This window comes from Amycolatopsis sp. NPDC003676 (assembly GCF_053587275.1).
This window is the reverse complement of the sequence record NZ_JBSFNS010000017.1, coordinates 96,977-117,630: the sequence shown is the minus strand read 5'-3', so window position 1 is coordinate 117,630 and position 20,654 is coordinate 96,977. Positions and strand designations below refer to the sequence as shown.

19 protein-coding genes are annotated in these 20,654 nt (G+C 69.0%); 7 read left to right on the top strand and 12 right to left on the bottom strand.

Annotated elements, in window-relative coordinates:
* Positions 1-32: 32 nt before the first annotated feature.
* Positions 33-716: a DUF3159 domain-containing protein gene (locus tag ACWDNU_RS14240; RefSeq protein WP_449669106.1), complete on the bottom strand. Its 684-nt coding sequence runs from the start codon at positions 714-716 to the stop codon at positions 33-35.
* Positions 717-992: 276 nt separating this feature from the next.
* Between ACWDNU_RS14240 and ACWDNU_RS14235 the strand changes: the two genes are divergently transcribed.
* From ACWDNU_RS14235 to ACWDNU_RS14210, 6 genes are all read left to right on the top strand, one after another.
* Entirely contained in the window at positions 993-1,832 is an 840-nt protein-coding gene (locus tag ACWDNU_RS14235; protein ID WP_370933725.1) for an SGNH/GDSL hydrolase family protein, read from the top strand.
* A gap of 157 nt (positions 1,833-1,989) precedes the next feature.
* Complete coding sequence (locus ACWDNU_RS14230; RefSeq protein ID WP_449669115.1) at positions 1,990-2,709, top strand: OmpA family protein; 720 nt, start codon at positions 1,990-1,992, stop codon at positions 2,707-2,709.
* Between the two features lie 6 nt (positions 2,710-2,715).
* Complete coding sequence (locus ACWDNU_RS14225) at positions 2,716-3,156, top strand: LapA family protein (protein WP_449669105.1); 441 nt, start codon at positions 2,716-2,718, stop codon at positions 3,154-3,156.
* Between the two features lie 71 nt (positions 3,157-3,227).
* Entirely contained in the window at positions 3,228-3,704 is a 477-nt protein-coding gene (locus ACWDNU_RS14220) for a DUF6932 family protein (RefSeq protein ID WP_182896440.1), read from the top strand.
* Positions 3,701-4,585 (top strand): hypothetical protein, encoded by an 885-nt coding sequence (locus ACWDNU_RS14215; RefSeq protein WP_067580198.1) that lies wholly within the window; start codon positions 3,701-3,703, stop codon positions 4,583-4,585. The genes ACWDNU_RS14220 and ACWDNU_RS14215 overlap by 4 nt, the downstream gene beginning before the upstream one ends.
* 241 nt (positions 4,586-4,826) lie before the next feature.
* Positions 4,827-5,522, top strand: coding sequence for a hypothetical protein (locus ACWDNU_RS14210; protein ID WP_449669104.1), 696 nt, complete (start codon positions 4,827-4,829; stop codon positions 5,520-5,522).
* Positions 5,523-5,928: 406 nt separating this feature from the next.
* Here ACWDNU_RS14210 and ACWDNU_RS14205 read toward each other — a convergent pair whose 3' ends face one another.
* The 8 genes from ACWDNU_RS14205 to ACWDNU_RS14170 all read right to left on the bottom strand — a co-directional run bounded on the left by ACWDNU_RS14205 (position 5,929) and on the right by ACWDNU_RS14170 (position 17,569).
* Positions 5,929-8,676, bottom strand: coding sequence for a BTAD domain-containing putative transcriptional regulator (locus tag ACWDNU_RS14205; protein WP_449669103.1), 2,748 nt, complete (start codon positions 8,674-8,676; stop codon positions 5,929-5,931).
* A gap of 363 nt (positions 8,677-9,039) precedes the next feature.
* Positions 9,040-9,942, bottom strand: coding sequence for an ectoine hydroxylase (gene thpD, locus ACWDNU_RS14200; protein ID WP_370933721.1), 903 nt, complete (start codon positions 9,940-9,942; stop codon positions 9,040-9,042).
* Positions 9,943-10,008: 66 nt separating this feature from the next.
* Complete coding sequence (locus ACWDNU_RS14195) at positions 10,009-10,401, bottom strand: ectoine synthase (RefSeq protein WP_009084077.1); 393 nt, start codon at positions 10,399-10,401, stop codon at positions 10,009-10,011.
* Between the two features lie 31 nt (positions 10,402-10,432).
* Positions 10,433-11,683, bottom strand: a complete 1,251-nt coding sequence (gene ectB / locus ACWDNU_RS14190; protein ID WP_449669102.1) for a diaminobutyrate--2-oxoglutarate transaminase — start codon at positions 11,681-11,683, stop codon at positions 10,433-10,435.
* A gap of 41 nt (positions 11,684-11,724) precedes the next feature.
* Positions 11,725-12,219, bottom strand: coding sequence for a diaminobutyrate acetyltransferase (gene ectA / locus ACWDNU_RS14185; RefSeq protein WP_449669101.1), 495 nt, complete (start codon positions 12,217-12,219; stop codon positions 11,725-11,727).
* Positions 12,220-12,450: 231 nt separating this feature from the next.
* Positions 12,451-15,480, bottom strand: a complete 3,030-nt coding sequence (locus tag ACWDNU_RS14180; protein WP_449669100.1) for a patatin-like protein — start codon at positions 15,478-15,480, stop codon at positions 12,451-12,453.
* 47 nt (positions 15,481-15,527) lie between these two features.
* Positions 15,528-16,772: a DUF445 domain-containing protein gene (locus ACWDNU_RS14175; protein ID WP_370933717.1), complete on the bottom strand. Its 1,245-nt coding sequence runs from the start codon at positions 16,770-16,772 to the stop codon at positions 15,528-15,530.
* A gap of 5 nt (positions 16,773-16,777) precedes the next feature.
* Positions 16,778-17,569 (bottom strand): Abi-alpha family protein, encoded by a 792-nt coding sequence (locus ACWDNU_RS14170; protein ID WP_370933716.1) that lies wholly within the window; start codon positions 17,567-17,569, stop codon positions 16,778-16,780.
* Positions 17,570-17,660: 91 nt separating this feature from the next.
* On the opposite strand from ACWDNU_RS14170, the gene ACWDNU_RS14165 reads away from it, so the two are divergent.
* Positions 17,661-18,419, top strand: a complete 759-nt coding sequence (locus tag ACWDNU_RS14165) for a hypothetical protein (RefSeq protein ID WP_449669099.1) — start codon at positions 17,661-17,663, stop codon at positions 18,417-18,419.
* Here the strand turns inward: ACWDNU_RS14165 and ACWDNU_RS14160 are convergent.
* Genes ACWDNU_RS14160 through ACWDNU_RS14150 form a run of 3 tightly spaced genes read right to left on the bottom strand, consistent with a single transcriptional unit; the run spans position 18,416 to position 20,596 of the window.
* Positions 18,416-18,832: a lipopolysaccharide assembly protein LapA domain-containing protein gene (locus ACWDNU_RS14160; RefSeq protein WP_449669098.1), complete on the bottom strand. Its 417-nt coding sequence runs from the start codon at positions 18,830-18,832 to the stop codon at positions 18,416-18,418. The two genes, ACWDNU_RS14165 and ACWDNU_RS14160, sit on opposite strands and share 4 nt — an antisense overlap.
* 37 nt (positions 18,833-18,869) lie before the next feature.
* Positions 18,870-20,000: a dipeptidase gene (locus ACWDNU_RS14155; RefSeq protein ID WP_449669097.1), complete on the bottom strand. Its 1,131-nt coding sequence runs from the start codon at positions 19,998-20,000 to the stop codon at positions 18,870-18,872.
* Positions 19,997-20,596, bottom strand: coding sequence for an alpha/beta hydrolase (locus tag ACWDNU_RS14150; RefSeq protein ID WP_449669096.1), 600 nt, complete (start codon positions 20,594-20,596; stop codon positions 19,997-19,999). The genes ACWDNU_RS14155 and ACWDNU_RS14150 overlap by 4 nt, the downstream gene beginning before the upstream one ends.
* Between the last annotated feature and the right edge of the window lie 58 nt (positions 20,597-20,654).

Below are 20,654 nucleotides of genomic sequence, written 5' to 3'. Positions count from 1 at the left end.
CCCCGGACCCTCCCCCCTCGCCGGGGGCCGCCTTAACTTCCGGGTCCGTTTTCGGACTCGCCCGCACCCGGGTCTTTCGCCAGGCGAAGGCCCGGGTGTTCTGCTGGAAGGCTCCAGTAGAGGACCCAGCCGCTCACCGCCACCGTCGCGGCCACCAGCGGCCAGGAGAGCACCGTGCGCGCCACTCCGAGCGCCACCACCTGCCCGGTCCACCACAACAGGCCGTAAACGACCACGCGCAGCAAGTACTGCAGCACCCACACACTGCTCGCCCACGAGTACGCGCGCAGCAGGGCCGGATCGCGCCGCCAGCGGGTCTTCTGCCCGAGGAGCAATCCCACGATCACGCCGAGCAACGGCCAGCGCACCGCGATGCTCGCCGCGAACAGCAGCGCGCTCGCCGCGTTCGAGAACAGCTGCAGCAGGAAGAAGTCCTCGGCCCGGCCGGTGTGCATCGCGATCAGCGCGGCGATCACCACCGCGGCGAGGCTCACCACCACCGCGCGCGCCTTGTCGCCGCGGATCAGCCGGTACGCGCCCAGCAGCACGGCGACGCCGATCGCGACCCCGGCTCCCCAGGCGATCGACTGGCCGGAGCAGAGCCAGCCGACGACGAACGCGGCGGGCGGGATGCTGGCGTCGATCGCGCCGCGCCGCCCGCCGAGGATCTGCGTGAGCGACTCCCGCGCCGGCCCCTTCGCAGTCTCGTCTGTCACACCTTCCAGACTGCCGCAACTCGCCGCGGACCCCCAGGTCGGGAGACCTACCCCACACGGCGCCCGGTACCTGCCGGATCGTGAGCTTCATCCCGGTGAAAATGCCGTAATAGGGAGGCGGCAACCCCCGACAAGGTAAGAGACTGTGACATCGGCGGGAACCGGTCGTGTCCGGCGGGAAGGATATGGGGATATCCGACTGTTAGTTGGGGTGTACAACTACATCCGGGACTTCACGGGGAACAGGCGCGCACCAGCGGGAAAGGGGAACCCAGCGTGTACGGGATCAACAGCTACGTAGCCATCGGGGACAGCTTCACCGAGGGCCTCAACGACCATCGGGGCGACGGGACGTTCCGGGGCTGGGCCGACCGGCTCGCCGAGATGCTGGCGGGCGACGAGCCCGGCTTCCAGTACGCGAACCTGTCGCTGCGCGGCAAGATGCTCGACGAGATCATGGACGAGCAGCTCCCGATCGCCCTCGAGCTGAAACCCGACCTGGTCACGCTGTGCGCGGGCGGCAACGACGTGATCGTGCCGGGCGCGGACGTCGACGCCATCGCGGCGCGCTTCGAGGCGGGGGTGGCGAAGCTGCGCGCGGCCGGGATCCCGGTGGTGATCTTCAACGGGCCGGACACCAAGCAGCTGTCGGTGATGAGCGTGCTGCGCGGCAAGGTCGCGATCTACAACACGCATCTGTGGGCGATCGCGGCCCGGCACGACGCGAAAATGGTCGACATGTGGCACATGGAGCCGCTGCACGACCGGCGCGCCTGGAGCGACGACCGGCTGCACTTCACGCCGGACGCGCACCGCCGGATCGCCCTGCTGACCGCCGAGGTGCTCGGCGTCCCGGTCGACGAGGACTGGCGGGAGCCGTACCCGCCGAGCAGCGAGCCGGCCACCTGGATGACGTCGCGGCGGTCCGACCTCGCGTGGACCAAGATGCACCTGCTGCCGTGGATCCGCCGCCAGCTGCGCGGCGAGTCCATGGGCGACGGCCTGTCGCCGAAGCGGCCGGAGCTGGCTCCGCTCGTCCCGCTCGTGCCGGACAACCCGGCGAGCATCGACCTCGACATGCGGGGCGACGTGCGGGGCAACGCGACCGCCTCCTGACCGCCGTTCCCTCGACCGTGCCGGTACCGGTAACCACCGGTACCGGCACGCCTCCCAGAGCCACCCGAACGGCGGCCTTTACCAGGTCGCCAAGCGGAGCGGCCCGGCATAGGGTCCCTTTATGTCCGGTGCACGAGGGTGGCTTCGCTTGATCCCCGTGGCAGTGGTGGTGACGGCGCTGCTCGCGGGCATCGTCACTTGGCTGCAGGGCAGCGGAATCCAGGACGACCTCGCCGCGCGATCACGCTCCGCGCTCGACGCGGCCGGTCTCCGCGGCGGCGACGTGAAGTTCTCCGGACGGCAGGCGACCCTCGAAGGGTTCCCGGCCGAAGACGCCGGCCGCGCGCTGGGCATCGTCCAGGGCGTCGACGGGGTCGAGTCGGCGCAGGCCTCCGGCGGCGCCGGACCGGTGCAACCCGCGCCGTCGCCCTCACCCGAACCGTCGACGACGCCGCCCGCCAGCCCGCCGCCGAGTTCGTCCGCCCCGCCGTCCGCGCCGCCGACCGACCGCGACGGAATCCAGGCCGAACTGGACCGCAAACTCGCTGCCGCGCCGATCACCTTCGATCCGGACACCGCGCAGCTCACCGACCAAGGCGAGCAGGCCGCGCGCGACCTCGCGCCGTTGCTGCGCGACGCACCGGACAACTTCCGCTACCGCCTCGTCGGCCGGGTCGCCGACGGTCCGGGCGGGCGCAGCGCCGCGCTGAAGCTTTCCCGCAACCGGGCGCTGGCCGTGATCCGGCTGCTGATCCGCGAGGACGTGCCGCCCGACCGATTGCTCGCGGTGAGCAGCGCGGGCACTAGCGGCTCGAACAGCTCGGACAGCGGGAACGACAGCGACCGGCGGGTCGAGATCACAGTGGAACAGAGGTGATGGCGGATGCTCTGGCTCTTCGGGCAGATCTGGCTGTGGCTGCTCGTCTCGTTCCTGCTCGGGGCGGCGGTCATGTGGCTGTTCACGCGCGCGTCCCGGCCGAAGGCCGACGCTGAGGCAGCGCCGTACCGGCCCGCCGTCGCGCCGGCGGAGGAGCCGGCCGAGGAGACCCGGCACATCCCGCCGGCGAACCCGTACGAGGACTACGAGGAACCGGCGTACCCGCACTACGAGGACCAGCCTGAGCGCGTCTACAACGACTATCCGGACGTCGATCCGGACGAGCCGTACAACGGGCAGCACGCGACGCACGACGCGTCCGGGCATCCGCTGCCCGACCCCGAGCCGCGACTGTCGGGCGAACTGAGCTGGCCCGAGGACGACCACCGGAGTCCGCACTGGCCGCACGACGAACCCGCGCCCCGCCGACCTGGACGCAGTGGCTGACACCCACCTGGTAGATTCGGCTACGCACGGTAAGCGGGCGCCGAGGGCCCCGGACGACGTCAGGAGGTCCGATGGCGCTTCCGCACTGGACGCCACAGAACCTGCTGCCGCCCGGCCGTCATCACGCCGACCTCGCCGACGTCTACGAGCGGCTGGTCTACGACGCGCCGCACCAGAACGAGCGCGAAATCCTCTTCAGCGCGCTCAACAGCTACCTCGGGGTCGCCCAGCGGGTGATCACGTCCGGGCGCGCCTGGCTCGGCGGCGCGTTCGTCACCCGCACGGCGCATCCGCCGCGCGGGCTCGACGTGGTGCTGCTGCCGGACGAATGGGGCGCGCTGAAGCGGCTCGACGACAGCGGCCGCACCGCGCTGTACGGCCTGCTGACCCTGCGCGGCATCATCGTCGGCCAGCCCGCGATGTACCTCGACCAGATCCAGCCGGTCGGCGGCATGCTCGACGGCTTCCTGTGCCGTCCCGGCGACGAGGACGTGTGGGAATCGGTGTGGGCCGACGGCGGCAGAGGCATCCCGGAGATGGTGTGGTGAGGAACGAGTTCCGGCGGATCGCCGACGAGATTCCCGGCGGCACGTGGCTCGACGACCTCGCGCGCGCCTCGGCGATGGCGGCGAACGCGAAGTTCGAGCGCACCTGCCGCGCGCCGCTGCTGCACGTGTCGGTGATCGGCGAAACGCACATCGACGCGTACACCTTTTCCGACATCAGCCGCGCGCTGCAGGACGCGACGGCGAAGATCGGGCACATCATCCGCAATCCGTCGAATGAGGTCACCTTCGTTCAGCAGGCGGACCGCGACAAGGCCCCGTTGATCCAAAAAGGACAGGCGGGCAACGCGATCTTCTTCGGTTTCCCGGAACCGGCGGTCGACGACGCGCTGATCCACGACGGCATCGAAACGCTGTCCGAGCGCGCGGTGAAGGAACTCTGCGATTTCCTGCCCGCCAACGGTTCCGACGACGGCGCGCTCGACGCGGTGCTGCTGCAGCGCGACACGGTGCGCAACGCGGTCAGCGACGTCGTCAACGCGGTCAGCAAGCACGCGGGCATCGGGATGGCGCTCACGCCAACCGCGGGCGAGCAGGTGACCCGGAGCATGACCACCGAACAGGCCCGGGTGCTGCAGGGCAGCCTGCGCGAATCGCGCGAGGCGGTCGGCTACGAGACGGTGACCGGACGCCTCGACGGCGTGCGCACCCGGCGGCGGATTTTCTATCTGGAGCGCGAATCCGGCGGAACCATTCAGGGCGCGGTCGCCCCGGATCTGCTCGACCAGATCAAGGAAAATCTCGATCGCCCGGTGACCGCGCGGTTGCGTGTGGTGCGCACGACGACCATCGACGGGCGGCGCGGCAGGCCGGTGCACGAACTTCTCGAGATCACTCCGGAAGTCAGCCTTTTCGATCAGTGAATGGCGCGCGGGGGCGACCGCGTTGCCAGGTCAGGGCCGTCGGGTAAGCGCGCGGTCGCTCTTCGGAATCATCGGCGAGTCCTTTTCGGCCAGCAAATGGCGCCGCTTCGCGCAATCCGGCGGGAAATGACCCCGATTGACCGGACGCGGTAAATGAATGACATTATCTCTCGATAACGATTATTCCAACTACGCGGGCATCTGCGTTAGCGTCTTCGCCAACACAGCGGAAGAGGCACGCATGACGACCGAGCAGCCGTATCCGGCCGCACCCGCACGACACAGCCGGACCACTACTCGCCCTGGTCCGCACCGTCCGTCCCCGCAAGCGCCGCCGCGGCCGCCCCAGCAGGCCCCGGCCCGGAGGAAGGCGAACTGGCCCGGCGGACTCGGAGTCACGCTCGGCCTCGCCGCGGCCGGTGTCGCGTTCCTGCCGGATTGGGGTTTCCTCGCCTGGCCGCTCGCCGGCGTCGGACTCGTCGGCGGAATTGCGGGAATCGTACTTTCCTCCAAGGGCACAATGCGCGGATTGGGTGTCGCCCTCACCGGAACCACGCTTTCCGCACTCGCTGTCCTGTTGTGCGGTGCGATGGCGCTGTACCCCTCGATGTTCGGCACCGCGCGGGCGGGCGACCTGCACATCCCGCCGCAGCCGGGCGAGAAGCATTCGGTCGACTTCGTGGTGACCTCGGCGGGCGGCGCGACGGTTCGCTACGGCACGCTGAACGACCAGCGCACCGCGTCCACCCCGCCGAGCACCGACGACTGGCACGGCCACGCCTCCTACAGCGGCGGCGCGCCGATCCTTTCGCTGACCGCGGACACCGCGAACGCGGGCGTGACCAACCAGATCAGCTGCCAGATCCTCGTCGACGGGAAAAAGGTCGCCGAGAGCAGCGGCAGTTCGATCGCGCTCTGCACGTCGAACGTCGAATAGAGCCTGGCGGCCGGCCGGCCTACCCCCATCTCGGCCGGCCAACCGCCACCGAGCCGCTCCTGGCGGCTCTTCCAGGTCCGCGCGGTGCTTGCCGCGGTCCCGCGTCGCCGGCTTCACAGCCTGCCCCTCCCCTAGGGCTCCGCCAGCGTCGCGGCCGACCCTACGCGCGCTGACCGCCCGATGGCTAAGAATCCGCTAAGCGGGCGCGATTATTACCACGCAGACCTGCGAAAACACAGCTGAACGTTGTACAAGAGCGCAGCGCGCCGACTGCCCGCTCACTCCCTGCGCGCTCCCGAGCTGGTCCGTGAGGGGAACCCTGAGGGAATCTGATTCCGTCAGGGTTCCCCTCACGGACCTGGGGACGCGGCACCGCGCCCGCCTGAGTTCTGGGCAAGCGCTCCGCTCACCCCAGGTCGGCAGCTTCCTTCCGCAAGTCCTCGACCTGCCGAGGGTTCATCCGCTCATAAAGCGCGACAGCCCGCCAGTACTGCTCCTTCGCCGGCTCCAGCCGCTTCTGGGCGCGCAGGATCCGGGCCAACGTCACCCGCAGGATGCCCTCCTGCAGTTCGAACTGCCGCGCGACCGCCAGCGACACGGCCTCCCGCGCGTAGCCTTCGGCCGCGTCCAGATCGCCGATGTCCAGGTGCAGCTCAGCGAGGTTGTTCAGCGACACCACGGCGTAGCTGTCATCGCCGAGTTCGCGGTCGATCTTCAACGACGCCAATTGGTGAGTGATCGCCTCAGTGGGCCGACCAGCGCGCTTTTCCGTCTCGGCGCAGTTGTTGAGCGCCTGGCCGCGCAATTCGAGATCACCAGTGCGTTCAGTCTCCGCGACGGCCTCCAGCAGCCGTTCGATGGCCTCCTCGTAGCGGCCGAGCAGGGTCAGCACGCTGCCGAGGTGGATCTTGGCGACGATGAGCGAACGTCCGTCGAGCCGGGTGGCCAGACCAACCGCGCGTTCGGCGTCGGCGATGCTGCCCTGCGACAGCTCGAAGGTGAGCGCGATCGCGCAGCGGGAGATCAACATCCAGCATTGGCCGAGCGGCTCGTCGGCGACCTCCGCGGCGGCGAGGCCGAGGTCGACCAGCCGGATCCATTCCTCGTACAGCGGGCAGACGACCCGGTAGGTGTGCGCGACGCGGGCGAGCCGCCAGACGTCGGCGTAGCGGCCGTCGGCGTGGGCGGCGTCCAGTACGGCCAGCAGGTTCGGCCATTCCGCGGCGAACCAGTCCTGGGCCTGGGCGAAGGTTTCCAGCGGTGGCAGCGCGTCCGGCGGCACGAGGCCGGTCAGGTCCAGCGGGTCGACGATGCGCAGCATCTTCCGGCGCGCGGTGTCCGAGGCGGCCTGGTGGTAGCGGATCGCCCGGTCGAGCACCGCCGCGCGCTCCGCCGGGTCCAGTTCGGTTTCCGCCAGCTCGCGCAGGTAGAGCCGGACCAGGTCGTGCGGGGCGAAGGCGTCGCGCGAGGTCTCGGCGATCAGGTTGTGCGCGGCGAGCGTGCGAAGTTCGCGGCGGGCCTGCGCCACCGGGATCTCGGCGATGGCCGCCGTCAGGTGCGGTCCGGCGTGCCGGGCGGGCACCGCGCCGAGCCGCAGCAGGGTCCGGGCGAGGCTGTCGGGCAGGCCGCGGAACGAGACGTCGAACGCGGCCCGCACGCCGTCGTCGGCTCCGGTCACGTCCAGGCCGGCCAGCCGGGTGCGTTCGTTCCCCAGTTCGCCGACGAGGTCCTTGAGTGTCCACTGTGGACTGGCGGCGAGCCGGGCCCCGGCGATCCGCAGCGCGAGCGGCAGGTAGCCGCACAGCCGGGCCAGCGCGTGGTTGAGGTCGAAGTCCGCGGGCCCGGCCAGTTCCTCGATCACGCTCACCGCGGCTTCCGGCGCGAGCGTGCCGAGCACGCGCAGCTTCGCCGCGTGCGACACCGCCAGCGCCTCCAGCCGCGACCGGCTGGTCACCACCGTCATCGACCGCGCGCCCGGCGGCAGCAGCGGACGCACCTGTTCGGCCGAACGCGCGTCGTCGAGCAGCACGAGCATCCGCCGTCCGGCGATCAGCGAGCGGTACAGCGCGACGCGTTCGTGCATGCGCTCCGGCACCTCGTCGGCGGGCACGCCGAGGCCGAGCAGGAACTGCGACAGCACATCGCCCGGTTCCAACGGCGGCTGATGCGGGTCAAACCCTTGCAGCGCCGCGTACAGCACGCCGTCCGGGAACAGCCGGGCCGCGCGATGCGCCCACCAGATGACCAGCGCGCTCTTGCCGACCCCGGCGGTGCCGGACACGATCACGGTGCTGTCGCCGCGTTCAGCGAGCCCGTCGAGCCACTCCACCTCCGCCGCGCGCCCGGCCAGCGTCGGCAGCGCAGGCGGCAGCTGAGACGGCGCGACGGCCTGCTCCGGCACCGCGCTCTCGTGCGCGGCGAGATCGTCGTTGAGCACCCGCTCGTGCAGCGAACGCAGATCGGCTCCGGGTTCGACACCGAGCGAGCCGAGCGTGGCCCGCGAGACGGTGCGGTACAGCTCGAGCGCTTCCCCGCGCCGCCCGGCGTGGTAGAGCGCGCGCATCAGCTGCCCGGCGATGCGTTCGGCGAGCGGGTCGGCGCGGACGAGCGGGCTCAGCTCCACGATCAGCTCGTCGTAGCGGCCGAGGTCGAGATCGGCGTTGACCCGGGCGTAGCGGATCGCGCGCCGCAGCTCGTCCAATTCGGGCGCCCGTACCGAATCGGGCACGCCGGACAGCGTCGGGCCCTGCCACAGCGAGAGCGCTTCGGCGAGCAGCTTCGAGGCGCTCTCCGGCGGTTCCAGCGCGGCCTGGTCGAGCAGCGCCCGCGCGCGGTGCGCGTCGATCCGCTCCGGGGCGAGGGAAAGCTGGTAGCCGGGCGGGCGGGTGTTGATCACCGCGACCGGTTCGGACATCTCCCGCAGCAGGCGGCGCAGCTGCGACACGTTGCCGTGCACGATGGTGCGGGCGGTGGCGGGCGGATCGTGACCCCACAGCGCGTCGATGATCTCCTCGAGCGGCACCACCTTGCCCACGCGCAGCGCGAGCAGCGCCAGCAGCCCCCGCACCCCGGGCCCGCCGACGGGAACCGCACGGCTGCCGTCGAGCAGCCGCACCGGGCCGAGCAGTTCGACCCGCGCGCCGGCATCGGCCATGCTCGCGCGCACCTCCCAGGCTCTCCCCCAGCCAGACAGGTCAACTTACCGTCAGCGGCAGCCCGCAGAAACCGCTCTTTCGTGAATTCAGCCCCTGAACAGACGAGTCCGGCCCCCGCACCATCAGTCCCGATCTGATGGTGCGGGGGCCGGACTCAATGATCGTCGGCCGGGCCGCCAGGGGGCGCGGTCCACCCGTGCATCGCGGCCGTCCGCCCGCGGTTCGGGGGGCTCACCCCGAGCAAGAACCCGGATCGCCGCGGACAACCTTGCCTCCGCAGACGAGCTGCGAGGTGGCGACAACGTAACAGGGCGCACATTCTTCGTTACGAGCGACCCGCCGGTTGGCGAAAGTAACGCTGGTCACCGCGTGATCGGCGCGGGGTTGCGGCCGGCGATGAAGGACGGCCGGCGCTCGCCCGCGGCGAACGGCTCCTGCAGCGCGTTCTCCACGCTGTTGAACACCAGGAAGATGTTCGAGCGCGGATACGGCGTGATGTTGTTCGACGATCCGTGCATGATGTTCGAGTCGAACCACAGCGCCGAACCGGCCGACCCGGTGAACTGGTCGATGCCGTAGTCGGCGGCGAGCTTCGTGATGTCGTCCGGGGACGGCACGCCCACCCGCTGGTCCTTGAGCGAGCTCTTGTAGTTGGCGTCCGGGGTCTCGCCGACGCACTGCACGAACGTGCGCTGGGAGCCCGGCATGACCATGAGCCCGCCGTTGTACGGGTAGTTGTCGGTGAGCGCGATCGAGCAGCTCACCGCACGCGGCGACGGCATGCCGTCCTCCGCGTGCCAGGTCTCGAAATCGGAATGCCAGTAGAAGCCGGTGCCCTTGAAGCCGGGCATGTAGTTGATCCGGCTCTGGTGGATGTAGACATCCGAGCCGAGGATCTGCCGGGCCCGGTCGAGCACGCGCGGATCTCGGATCAGCTCGGCGATCAGGCCGGAGATCTCGTGCACGTCGAAGATCGACCGGACCTCGCCGGTCCGCGCCTCGGTGATGACGCGTTCGTCGTCGCGCAGCTGCTCGTCCGACGACAGCCGGACGACCTCCTGCCAGTACGTCTGGACCTCACCGGGCGAGAGCAGTCCGTCCACGACCGTGTAGCCCTTGGCGTCGTGATTCGCCAGGGTCGCGGCGTCGATCGGGCCGTCAGCCTCGGTACCCCACACAGTGGGGTGCACGCGCGGAAGGTGCTCCGGCGTACCGGTGATCCGGGTCGGGTAACCGTCGTCGACCCGGGTGTCCATGATCGTCACAGTGGCTCGCCTCCAGTTCTTCTGGCGTTTCTTCTTTCTCGGGGTGGTGGTGGGAGCGGCTCAGTGTCAGGAGTCTTCGGTGACGAGCGGGTAGACGCCGTTCTCGTCGTGCACCTCGCGGCCGGTGACCGGCGGGTTGAACACGCACACGCACTTGATCTCGGTCTTCGGCCGGACCTGGTGCTTGTCGTGGTCGTTCAGCAGGTACAGCGTGCCCGGCTTGAGCGGGTGCACCTCGCCGGTGGCGAGGTCCTCGATCTCGCCTTCACCGGAAGTGATGAAAACGGCCTCGATGTGGTTGGCGTACCAGAAGTCGTTCACCGTGCCCGCGTACAGCGTCGTCTCGTGCACCGAGAACCCGACGCCCTCCTTCGCGAGGATGATGCGCTTGCTGCGCCAGTTCGGGGTCTTGATGTCAGCGTCGGTGTCGGTGATCTCGTCGAGCGTGCGGACCAGCAAGTGAAGAGCTCCTTCTTGTGCTTCGGGGCGGTTACTTCAGAACGGCGGCGATGGATTCCTCGATGATCGCGAGGCCTTCGCTCAGTTCTTCGTCGGTGAGGGTAAGCGGCGGCAGCAGTTTCATCACTTCGCCGTCCGGACCGGAGGTCTCCATCAGCAGGCCGCGCTCGAAGGCCTCCTTGCAGACCGCGCCCGCGAGGTCGCCGCTGCTGAACTCAAGACCGCGCGCCAGACCGCGGCCCTTCGCGACGAGGTTCGCCTCCGGGTAGCGCTCCACGAGGTCCTTGAAGGTGCTCGCGATGCGCTCGCCCTTGGCCTTGGTGGACTTCTCCAGCTCGTCGTCGCTCCAGTAGACGCGCAGCGCCTCGGTCGCGGTGACGAACGCCGGGCTGATGCCGCGGAAGGTGCCGTTGTGCTCGCCCGGCTCCCAGACGTCCAGCTCCGGTTTGATCAGCGTGAGCGCCATCGGGAGGCCGTAGCCGCCGATCGACTTCGACAGGCAGACGATGTCCGGCGAGATGCCGGCGTCCTCGAAGCTGAAGAACGGGCCGGTGCGCCCGCAGCCCATCTGCACGTCGTCGAGGATGAGCAGGATGTTGTGCCGCTTGCACAGATCGTCGAGGCCGCGGAGCCATTCCAGACGCGCGGCGTTGATGCCGCCCTCGCCCTGCACGCCCTCCACGATCACCGCGGCGGGCTCGTTCAGTCCGCTGCCGGAGTCTTCGAGCAGCTTCTCGAAGTACAGGAAGTCCGGCATCGCGCCGTCGAAGTACTTGTCGTACGGCATCGGCGTGGCGTGCACCAGCGGGACGCCCGCGCCGCCGCGCTTCATCGAGTTGCCGGTGACCGACAGCGCGCCGAGCGTCATGCCGTGGAACGCGTTGGTGAAGTTGATGACCGATTCCTTGCCGGTCACCTTGCGCGCCAGCTTGAGCGCGGCCTCCACGGCGTTCGCGCCGCCGGGGCCGGGGAAGACGATCTTGTAGTCCAGCTCGCGCGGGGCGAGGATCTTCTCCTGGAAGGTCTCCAGGAAGTCCCGCTTCGCGACGGTGAACATGTCCAGCGCGTGCGTGACGCCGTCGCGCTGGATGTAGTCGACGAGCGCCTTCTTGAGGTACGGGTTGTTGTGCCCGTAGTTCAGCGCGCCGGCGCCGGCGAAGAAGTCGAGGTAGGCCTTGCCGTCCTCGCTGTAGATCCGGCTGCCCTGCGCCCGGTCGAAGACGACCGGCCACCCCCTGCTGTAACTGCGGACTTCTGATTCGAGCTCTTCGAAGATGCTCATGACGATTTCTTTCGCTCCTACTCGGCGAAATTGACGGGTTATTAGCGGCGCAACGGCCCGATGCGGTAAAGATCCTCGGGTTCGTGCGCCTCCCCCTGCGGAAAATCAGCGACTTCGAACAACCGGCGGTGTTCCAGATCCGCGTTCCAGCGCTTCGCGAACGACTCGAAGAGCCGGATCGACGCCTGGTTGTCCGGAGTGATCGTGGTTTCCAGGTACCGCACGCCCTCGCCGACCAGACGCGTGTACAGGCTGTCCAGCAACTGCCCGGCCAGGCCTTTTCCGCGTTGCGACGCGTCGACGGCGACCTGCCACACGAGCGCGACGTCCGGCGCGGACGGCCTTCGGTAAGCGATCACGAATCCGACTGGCTCACCGTCGACGCGGGCGACGACCGAGGTCTCCGCGAAATCCTTGCACCACAACAGGTAGGCATACGGCGAGTTGAGATCAAGCTTCTGCGAATCGCGTGCGATTCGCCAGAGAGCGGCACCATCGGCCTTGGTCGGGGATTCGATCAAGTGCTTTCCGGACATACTTTGGAAACGTAACAGAGAATTTTCGCGCCGCCAGCGATCCATGCCACGTCCACCGCCCTCACCAGGGATGACGTGGATACCCCGGTGAGGAGGACCACAAACATGTTTAGCGGAGCCGAGTTCTGGGCACAGGTGCGCCTGGGCCGCACACCTTCGGTATGCCACCTGTGACACCAGACGATGGGCCTTCGTCGGCGCTGCCGCAACTCCAGCGCCGGAAATCGCGGTCTACCTGGGGCTGGAGCGTGGACTGTCCGGACGGGACCGTCGCCGCTTCTTCCGCCCCAGCCCGGACAGCGGGGTCCAGACCGCGGGCAGCAGGAGCAGCGCGACGACGGCGAGCCACCACAGTGGAGCCTGCCCGCGCCGCCAGCCGTCCACCACCGTGCCGAGCCAGCCGAACAACGGCTGCGCGATCGGCGGCAGGAAAGCCGCGAACAGCAACGCGGCTATCACCAGCACACCCAGCACGGTCAGCACCATTCGCCACGTGCGCCTCAACGTCAGCAGACTCACCACGAGGAACACGAGCGCACCGCCGGCGACCGGCAGGCCGAGCCACTGCAGGACGGATCCGCCTTCGCCGCTGAGCACGAATCCGGCGATCGCGGTGATGGCGGCGGCGAGCAGGTTCCAGGGACGGCCCAGCCTCGTCGCGCCCTGCGTGACCCACCACGAACTACGGCTGCTGAGCTGCGCGAATTTCGCCAGCGGCTGGAGGGTTTTCGGGACCCGCGTCGCGGTCGACGCGGCGTTGAGCCCGGCGGCTCCGGCTTTGACAATGGTTTTGGTGAGCAAAGTACTGCCGAGTTCGCCTTCGAAGCGTTCAGCGGAGACTTGGCAGGCTTGGAAAGCGCGCTGAGCCGCGTCCTGCTGACCGGAATTTTCCGGCGGGGCGGCGGCTTTCTTGGATTCTTGTTCGAGCGGCCGGGAAACCATCAGCTTTCGGAAACTCTCCGACGCTTTTCCGTTGCCCTCCTTCGCATCCTGCTCGGCTTGCTGCGCGAGCACCGGCAATTCCTCCCGCGCGATGGTCAGCTGCCGCGACTTGGCCAGCACCATCGACGTCACCGGAAGGCTGGTCGGCACCTCTTTCCCGAAGTCGACCGGCGACAGATTCGCGTCCAGGCCAAGGAAAGCCAGCTCGTCGCCCAGCTGCGCGAGCAGCACGGGCAGGTCCGCGGGCATCCCGTTGTCCGCCGGGGAAGGCGGCTCCCAGCCGATCTCGCGGAACGTCGTCCTCACCTGCTCCCGGAATTCCTCCGGGCCCACGATGTCGCGCAGCACCCGCAGGCGTTTCGGGTCGAGCAGGCACTGCATCAGCCAGCCCGCGCCGTCGATCCGGCCCCACATCCAGTCGTTCGCGCGCCAGGACGCTTTGTAGAACCCGCCGAAGTTGTTCGCCTGCGTCCCGGTCAGTTTGTCCTGGCCGCGCGGCCGCGCCAGATCCAGCAGGGTGCGGCTGTCCGCGCTCATCTGCACCAGGTCGACACGCTGGTCCACCGCCGGCGCTTCGGCCAGGAGCCCGCGCGTTGCCATGTGCAGCAACAGGAACCGCGCCATGACAAAGCCGTCCGCGACGTCCGCGTTGTCCAGGCCGAACCAGTCCAGCAGCGTCGTCACCGTGTCGGCGGCGTCCGCGGACCACTGGTTTTCCTTGCCCGACAACGCTTGCAGCACCGGGGCCGCCGACCGCAGCGCGCCGGTCAGCTCCGGCCACGCCTCGCGGACCGCGTCCGACGCGCCGAGATCCGCCCATTCGACGGCGAGCTGGCCGATCCAGTCCGGCATCGACGTGCCCGCAGGCGGGGGTTCGTGCCGGGCCACCCACGCGGACAGCCGGGCCTCGCGAGCCGCACTCCGGCGGGCGGCGTGCATCTTCGCGCGCGCCTCGTTGAGCTGCGTCGCCTGTTCGAGATCCGGGCCCATCCGGAAGCCGGCGTTGATCAGCTGGATGCCGGTGGCGACCGCGTCCTCCAGCGTCGAGGTGCGGTAGCCGACCATCTCGCCGACCGTGACCGATTCGCCGGGCAAGGTGTCCGGGATCCCGCGACGCAGTCCGTCGGCGGCGATGTCCTGCAGCAGCGCCGAATTCCCGGCCGCCCACCCACTGTCCTCATCGGACAGTTCGTAGCGGCGGGTGGCCGCTCGCACCAGATCGGCCGCGTCGAGGGCGACCCGGCGGTCGAGGTACGCCCGGTGCACGCGGTCGTCCACCAGCTGTCCGCCGCGCAGGCCGAGCGAGGCGAGCGCGACCCGCGTGTCCCGGGTGCGCGTGACAGCGGAGTTGTGGCGGCTCAGGTCCTCAAGTTCGACACTGATGGTCTGGCTCATGATCGTCGAGGCGACCTTCGCCAGCGCGGTGCCGAGCATCGGCGGATCGGCCGGATCACAAGCCATCGGCTTGACTTCCCCGTCGATCTTCGGGACGACGTACAGCAGCAGCCGCCGCACATCCGTCGAGGACGAGCGTTCGAAAATCTCTCGCAACGCCGGTCGCAAGGGCTTGTTCACCAGCACGCCGCCGTCGGCGAGCCAATGCGAACGGCACAGCTCGGTGTAGTCGGTCATGTCCGGATGCAGCCGGTCCGCCGCCTCGGGGCCGATCGGCATCCGCGACAGCTCGAAGGCCCCGGGGAAGGACGCGCTCGACCGGGCGGCGAGTGCGAGCGGGCCGTGCACCTGGTTATTCCACAATGGACCGTCGAAGCGGAACAGCATGCGATGTTCGGTGTCCCGCACCCGGTTTCCGAGCGCGTCGTCGTACTGCGTGGTCTCGCCGTCGATCATGGTCCCGGTGAGCAGCACGGTCACGTCCGGCGGCTCGGTGGGCACGACGCCGGATCCGGTGATGTCGTGCATCGCCTGGACCAGGCCGCCCAGCAGCACCTTGTCGCCGTTCAGCACCGAACGCGGCTGCGTCTCGCCCGGGTCGCGGATCAGGTTTTCCAGCGACCCGGCGGAGAACCAGGTATCGCGCAAGATCGCCGGCGTCGACCGGTACGCCTCCGCCAAACCGAGACACGCGGCGTTGATGCCGCCCGCGCTCGTGCCGGTGAGCACGTCGAGGCGCACCGAAGCGTGCAAAAGGTCGAGAAGTTTCCGGTAGCCGTTACTCTCGTCCGGCGTGCGCGAAGCGTGCAGCAACGCCGAGGTCTCGGTAGCGACTCCCCCCATCCACACTGCCAGGCTGGATCCCCCCACCATGGCCATCGCGATCCGGATTTCCTGCGGCCACGGCACCGCCGTCTCACCCATGAGGGTCAGTCTCCCGGCCGAAGCCGCTCCTCCACAAGGGGGAGGCGTCACACGGCGAGATGCTCCAGCACCAGTACCTGCGCCTCGCCGACCGCGAAGCCGAGCACCGCGCCGGTCGCGATGAGAATCCATTCGTCCTGCTGGAAAGCCGGGCGCAGCAGCTGCTCGAACTCCTCGGGCGACAATTCCTTCATCTTGCCGACCAGGACATTCCGGATGTCCATCGCGTCGGTGGCGTAATCCTCGATGTAGCGCATGGTGTCCGGCAGCCGGGTCATGATCTGCTCCGAGATGGCCAGCTTCATGTCCTGGTAGCGGCGGCTGCCGATGGCGAAGACCAGCAACGGTTTCGCGACGTTCGCCGCCCGGCCCAGCTCGCGGTCGAGCTGCCGCTGGATGAGCGCGAGCACACGGTCGGAAAGCGGGCCCTGCAGCACCGCCTCGATGACGTTGTGCGGCGTGATGATTTCTTTCGCGATCAGCTCGCCGTAGGCCTCGGCGACCTCCGCGCGCCGTTTGAGGAACAGGCCCTGCCAAGTGACGCCGAAGTATTTCTTGGGCTCCAGCGGGTAGAAAATCATCCGCAGCGCGAGCCAGTCGGTGAACCATCCGGTGAAGAGACCGAACAACGGCATGATCGGCGGGAATTTGAACAGCACCCACGCGACCATCTGGATCACGCCGATCAGGCCGCCGAATACCAGCCCGGAGCGGGCGATGAACTTGAACTCCTCCGCGCCGGCTTCCTGGAAGATCCGGTTCAGCAGCCGTTTGTCCTTGACGAGGCTGGTGACCACCATGCCCTTGAGGTCGAACACACTGTCCACATCGGACTGGATGAGTTCGAGCACGGCCTTGACCATGTGCGGCGATTCGGCCTGCACGCGCTGGATCACCAGCCGCTGCACGCCGACCGGCAGCGACTCCCACAGACCAGGCTGGTAGTGCCCGGCCACCTCGCGCACGATGTCCTCGACGGCCGCGAGCAGCGGTTTCTCGATTTCCTTGGCGATCCGGTCGGCGTCGAGGCGGGCGACGACCTCGGCCGGTTTGATCAGCTGCTCGGTCATCGTGTCGCAGGCGATGCTCGCCATCCGCGCGGCCCGCTTGGGCACGATGCCCTGCCAGCCGAGGAAGGGTTTGACGCCGATGAACTCGACCGGCTGGAACATCATCCGGATCGCGACCAGCTTCGTGCCGTACCCGATCAGCGCGGCGACGATCGGGATGGAGACATACAGCGGCCAGTGCCGGACGAAGTCGTCGAGGATCTTCGAGACGAACTCGCCCATCGGGGTCAGCCCAGGCTCGGGTCGCAGGCCTGCCAGAACTGCGCGCCGAGCCGCGAGACGTGGATGGTGCGGCGGATGATCTTGATCCGCTTCACCTGCTTCTCCACCTCGCGGACCGACTCGTCGGTCAGCAGGATCTCGTACTGCGTCTCGAGCGAGGGCACCTCCTCGTCCAGTTCGACCAGTCCGAGACCGATCAGCCGGGTCACGTAGCCGGGCACCTGGTCCGGCAGCGACACCCCGGCGGCCTTGCCGACCGTCGAGGCGTTGCGCAGCACGATCCGGCCGGTGCCGCCGATGGCGCTGCGCTCGGCGACGTCGATCGCGGGGAACGGGGAGCCGTCGGACAGCGCGGAGAGGATGCGCGCCTCGTCGGGCGTGAGCTGGCGGAGGATGATCGCGTACAGATACTCGCGGGCGCGCTCGCGGCCGAAGCCGATGGAGTGGTTGAGCAGTTCGGCCATCGCCGCACGCAGCGGTTCGACGTGATCGCGCGCGGGTACCAGCGTCACGGTCGTTTCGACGGCGCGGCTGCCGAGATCGGCCCGGTTCATCGCGGACGCCGCGGTCAGCGCCGCGTGATAGGGATCGTCCACCTCGTCGAGGCGGCGGCGCAGCTCGCTCAGCAGCCCGCGTTCGACCTGCTTGAGGCCGCGTTCGGCGGTGTCGATCCCCGGGAGTTTGCGGGTCAGGTCGAAGCCGGTGCGCGCCGCCCATCCGGCGAGCTGGCCGGCCCGGCGGGCCAGGTTGGCCACGTCCTCGGCGGTGCCCCGGCCGTTCGGTCGCTGGTAGTCCACGGGCTGCTCCCCTCACTGTTCGCGCTGATGCTACCTGCGAGTAGGCCGAATGGCCCTGTGATGCCTGGCCGGTGGGTGTTGGATGACGCGCATGACCGCGCCGTGGGGACCGCCGATCGACGTGCTGCCGCTGCTCGTCCGCGAAGAACAGGCGCTGATCGGAGTTCTCTCCGAGCTTCGGACGCCGGAGTGGGCGTCGCCCGCGCTGGGCGAATGGACGGTGCACGACCTCACCGCCCACATCCTCGGCTTGAAGCTCCGGCGGCTCTCGCGGGACCGGGACGGCCACTTCGGCGAGGGGGCTTCTTGGGTTGCTGCCTGCCGTCAGCTGTCGCCGGAGGTGTTGTTCGCGATGTTCGTGGACAGCACGACGCAGCTGACCGAGCTGTGGAAGCACCGGGATCTGGACGAACCGGCCGCTGCGCCGTTGTGGCTGACGGTTGCTCGTGATTACGCGGAGCAGTGGGTGCATCAGCAGCAGATCCGGGAGGCTGTGGAGGCTCCGCTGCTGGACGAGCCGGAGTTCCGGACGCCGGTGGTGGACACGTTCCTGCGCTCGCTGCCGCAGACGTTGCGTGCGGTGACCGCTCGGGCCGGACGCCAGGTGGCGTGTTCGGTGGAAGGGGCTGGGCGGTGGACCGTGCGCGCTACTGCGGTGGGCTGGACGATCGACCGCGGCGGGGCTACGTCACGGTCTCCGCTCGCGTCTCTGGCGACTGACGCGGACTCGTTCTGGCGGTTGTGCAGCGGGACCTTGCCCGCGGCGGAAGTGCGCACGCGGGTACAGCTCAGCGGGGATCCCGCGGTGTGCGAGATCCTGCTGGGCCTCCGCGCGCAGGAATGCGCCTAACGCCGTCGGCGAGCCTGCTTCCGCAGCTGCAAGATGCGCGCCCCGCCGATCAGCGCGACCAGCGCGGCACCCGCGATGGCAGCGAAGAGCATCGCCACCGCGAGCGGCATGCTGCCGGACGCGCCGAGGAAGTGGACGGTCGCCGTGTCCAGGTTCTGCAGGATGAACACCAGCAGGAACACCAGCAGGACGATCGCCACGATCACGGCGACCCAGGTGCCGCTGATGCGGGTGGACTTGACCTTCCCCCGGCGGCCCGCGGGCTTCGCGGCGGGTGGTCGCGGCCCGGGTTCGGCTCCCGGTGCGGTGCCCGGGGCGGCGGGGTCGAGCGCGCCGGGCACCTCGGTGCCCGGCGCTTCGGGAATTTCCGATTTAGCGGTCCCGTCGGGACCGTCGTTTCGCGCGTGGGACATACCGTGATTGTCCGCCCACTCGCCGTGATGCGCTAATTCAGAGCTTCGCGTCGACCTCGCGCAGCACCCGCAGCGTGTTGCGGCCGGCGAGTTTCGCGCAGTCCTCGTCGCTCCACCCGCGTTCCATCAGTGCGGCGATGAGCGCCGGGTACTTCGACACGTCCTCGAGGCCCACCGGCAGTTCGCCGACGCCGTCGTAGTCGCCGCCGAGCCCGATGTGGTCGATCCCGGCGACCTCGCGCGCGTGCTCGATGTGCGCGACGACGTCCTCGATCGTCGACTTCGGCTTGGGCGGCGCGTCCCAGGTCTCGGCGAACCGGCCGCGCTGGCCGAGGTCGAGGAACTCCTGTCCGGCGGCCGTCATCGCGTCCCGGAGCTGGTTGTCCCACTCGGTGACCGCGGCGGAGATGAAGGCGGGCACGAAGGTGATCATCGCGACGCCGCCGTTGCCGGGCAGCTGGGCGAGCACGTCGTCGGGGATGTTGCGCGGGTGATCGTTGACCGCGCGGCACGACGAGTGGCTGAAGATCACCGGCGCGCTGGACACCTCGATCGCGGCGCGCATGGTGCTCGGCGCGACGTGCGAAAGATCCACGAGCATACCGATCCGGTTCATCTCGCGCACGACCTCGCGGCCGAACTCGGTGAGCCCGTCGTGCTCGGGCTTGTCGGTTCCGGAGTCCGCCCAGGTGGTGTTGAAGTTGTGCGTCAGCGTCATGTACCGGACGCCGAGCCGGCGCAGAATCCGCAGCACGCCGAGGGATTCCGCGATGCTGTGCCCGCCCTCGGCGCCGAGCAGCGACGCGATCCGGCCTTCCGCGAACGCCGCCTCGGCCTCGTCGGCCGTGGTCACCAGCCGCAGCCGCTCGGGGTAGCGCTCGGCGAGCTGGTAAACCACCTCGATCTGTTCAAGTACCGCGGTGACCGCGCTGTCGCCCTTGAACTCGCACGGCACGTAGACCGACCAGAACTGCAGGCCCAGCTTGCCTTCGGCGAGTTTGGGAAAGTCGGTGTGCAGGGTCGGCTGCGGCACGGTGAGATCCACGCCCGCGACCGCTTCGACCGGATTCGGACCGGCCTTGTCGCGAAGCGCCCAGGGCAGGTCGTTGTGTCCGTCGGCGAGGATCGTGGAGGCGAGCAGGTCTTGCGCGCGAGTCAGCTCGGTCATGCCTCGACCCTAGCGAGCCAGGCCCTGGCCGCGCTTACTCCTTCGACGGTCACCTGATGCCCTCCCGGCCAGCGGTGCGTCGCCACTTCGGCGTGCCGTTCGCGAAGCTGTCGCACGAGTTCGTCGTTGGCGGCCAGCGGAGCCATCGGGTCTTGCTCGCCGTTGGAAAGGAACACGCGCGTGCCGGTGAGATCGAGCCGCGGCGGTTCCGGCAACGGGGACATCGACGAGAACAGAATGGCTTCCTTGAGCGCGTCCGGCCGCGTAAGCGTTACTGCGGCCGCGATGTTGGCCCCGTTAGAAAAGCCCACCGCGACTACCCGGCTGAACCCGTACTTTTCCCGTGCGGTGCCGAGAAAATCCGCCAGCTCATCTGCCCGCGCGAGGACGTCCTGGTGGTCGAATACGCCCTCGGACAACCGCCGGAACCACCGCGCCGCACCGTTTTCCGACACCGGCCCGGTCGGTGCGAGCGTCCCCGAACCCGGGCTCAGCTCGTTCGCCAACCCGAGCAGATCGTCCGGGCCGCCGCCGGTTCCGTGCAGGAGAAGAAGCACCGGGAGATCGGGATCGCCCTCGGTGTACTGGTGGATCATCGTCGCTCCTCCTCCGGCGGCTTCGCTTCCGGGAGTATGCACTCCCTTCGTTTGTCCA

Bases quoted from the DNA above. Each gene is read 5' to 3' on its own strand.
- ACWDNU_RS14150 (WP_449669096.1), bottom strand. From the start codon at position 20,596: ATGATCCACCAGTACACCGAGGGCGATCCCGATCTCCCGGTGCTTCTT.
- ACWDNU_RS14160 (WP_449669098.1), bottom strand. From the start codon at position 18,832: ATGTCCCACGCGCGAAACGACGGTCCCGACGGGACCGCTAAATCGGAA.
- ACWDNU_RS14210 (WP_449669104.1), top strand. From the start codon at position 4,827: ATGACGACCGAGCAGCCGTATCCGGCCGCACCCGCACGACACAGCCGG.
- ACWDNU_RS14180 (WP_449669100.1), bottom strand. From the start codon at position 15,480: ATGGGTGAGACGGCGGTGCCGTGGCCGCAGGAAATCCGGATCGCGATG.
- ACWDNU_RS14225 (WP_449669105.1), top strand. From the start codon at position 2,716: ATGCTCTGGCTCTTCGGGCAGATCTGGCTGTGGCTGCTCGTCTCGTTC.
- ACWDNU_RS14205 (WP_449669103.1), bottom strand. From the start codon at position 8,676: ATGGCCGATGCCGGCGCGCGGGTCGAACTGCTCGGCCCGGTGCGGCTG.
- ACWDNU_RS14155 (WP_449669097.1), bottom strand. From the start codon at position 20,000: ATGACCGAGCTGACTCGCGCGCAAGACCTGCTCGCCTCCACGATCCTC.
- ACWDNU_RS14220 (WP_182896440.1), top strand. From the start codon at position 3,228: ATGGCGCTTCCGCACTGGACGCCACAGAACCTGCTGCCGCCCGGCCGT.
- ACWDNU_RS14175 (WP_370933717.1), bottom strand. From the start codon at position 16,772: ATGGGCGAGTTCGTCTCGAAGATCCTCGACGACTTCGTCCGGCACTGG.
- ectB (WP_449669102.1), bottom strand. From the start codon at position 11,683: ATGAGCATCTTCGAAGAGCTCGAATCAGAAGTCCGCAGTTACAGCAGG.
- ectA (WP_449669101.1), bottom strand. From the start codon at position 12,219: ATGTCCGGAAAGCACTTGATCGAATCCCCGACCAAGGCCGATGGTGCC.
- ACWDNU_RS14165 (WP_449669099.1), top strand. From the start codon at position 17,661: ATGACCGCGCCGTGGGGACCGCCGATCGACGTGCTGCCGCTGCTCGTC.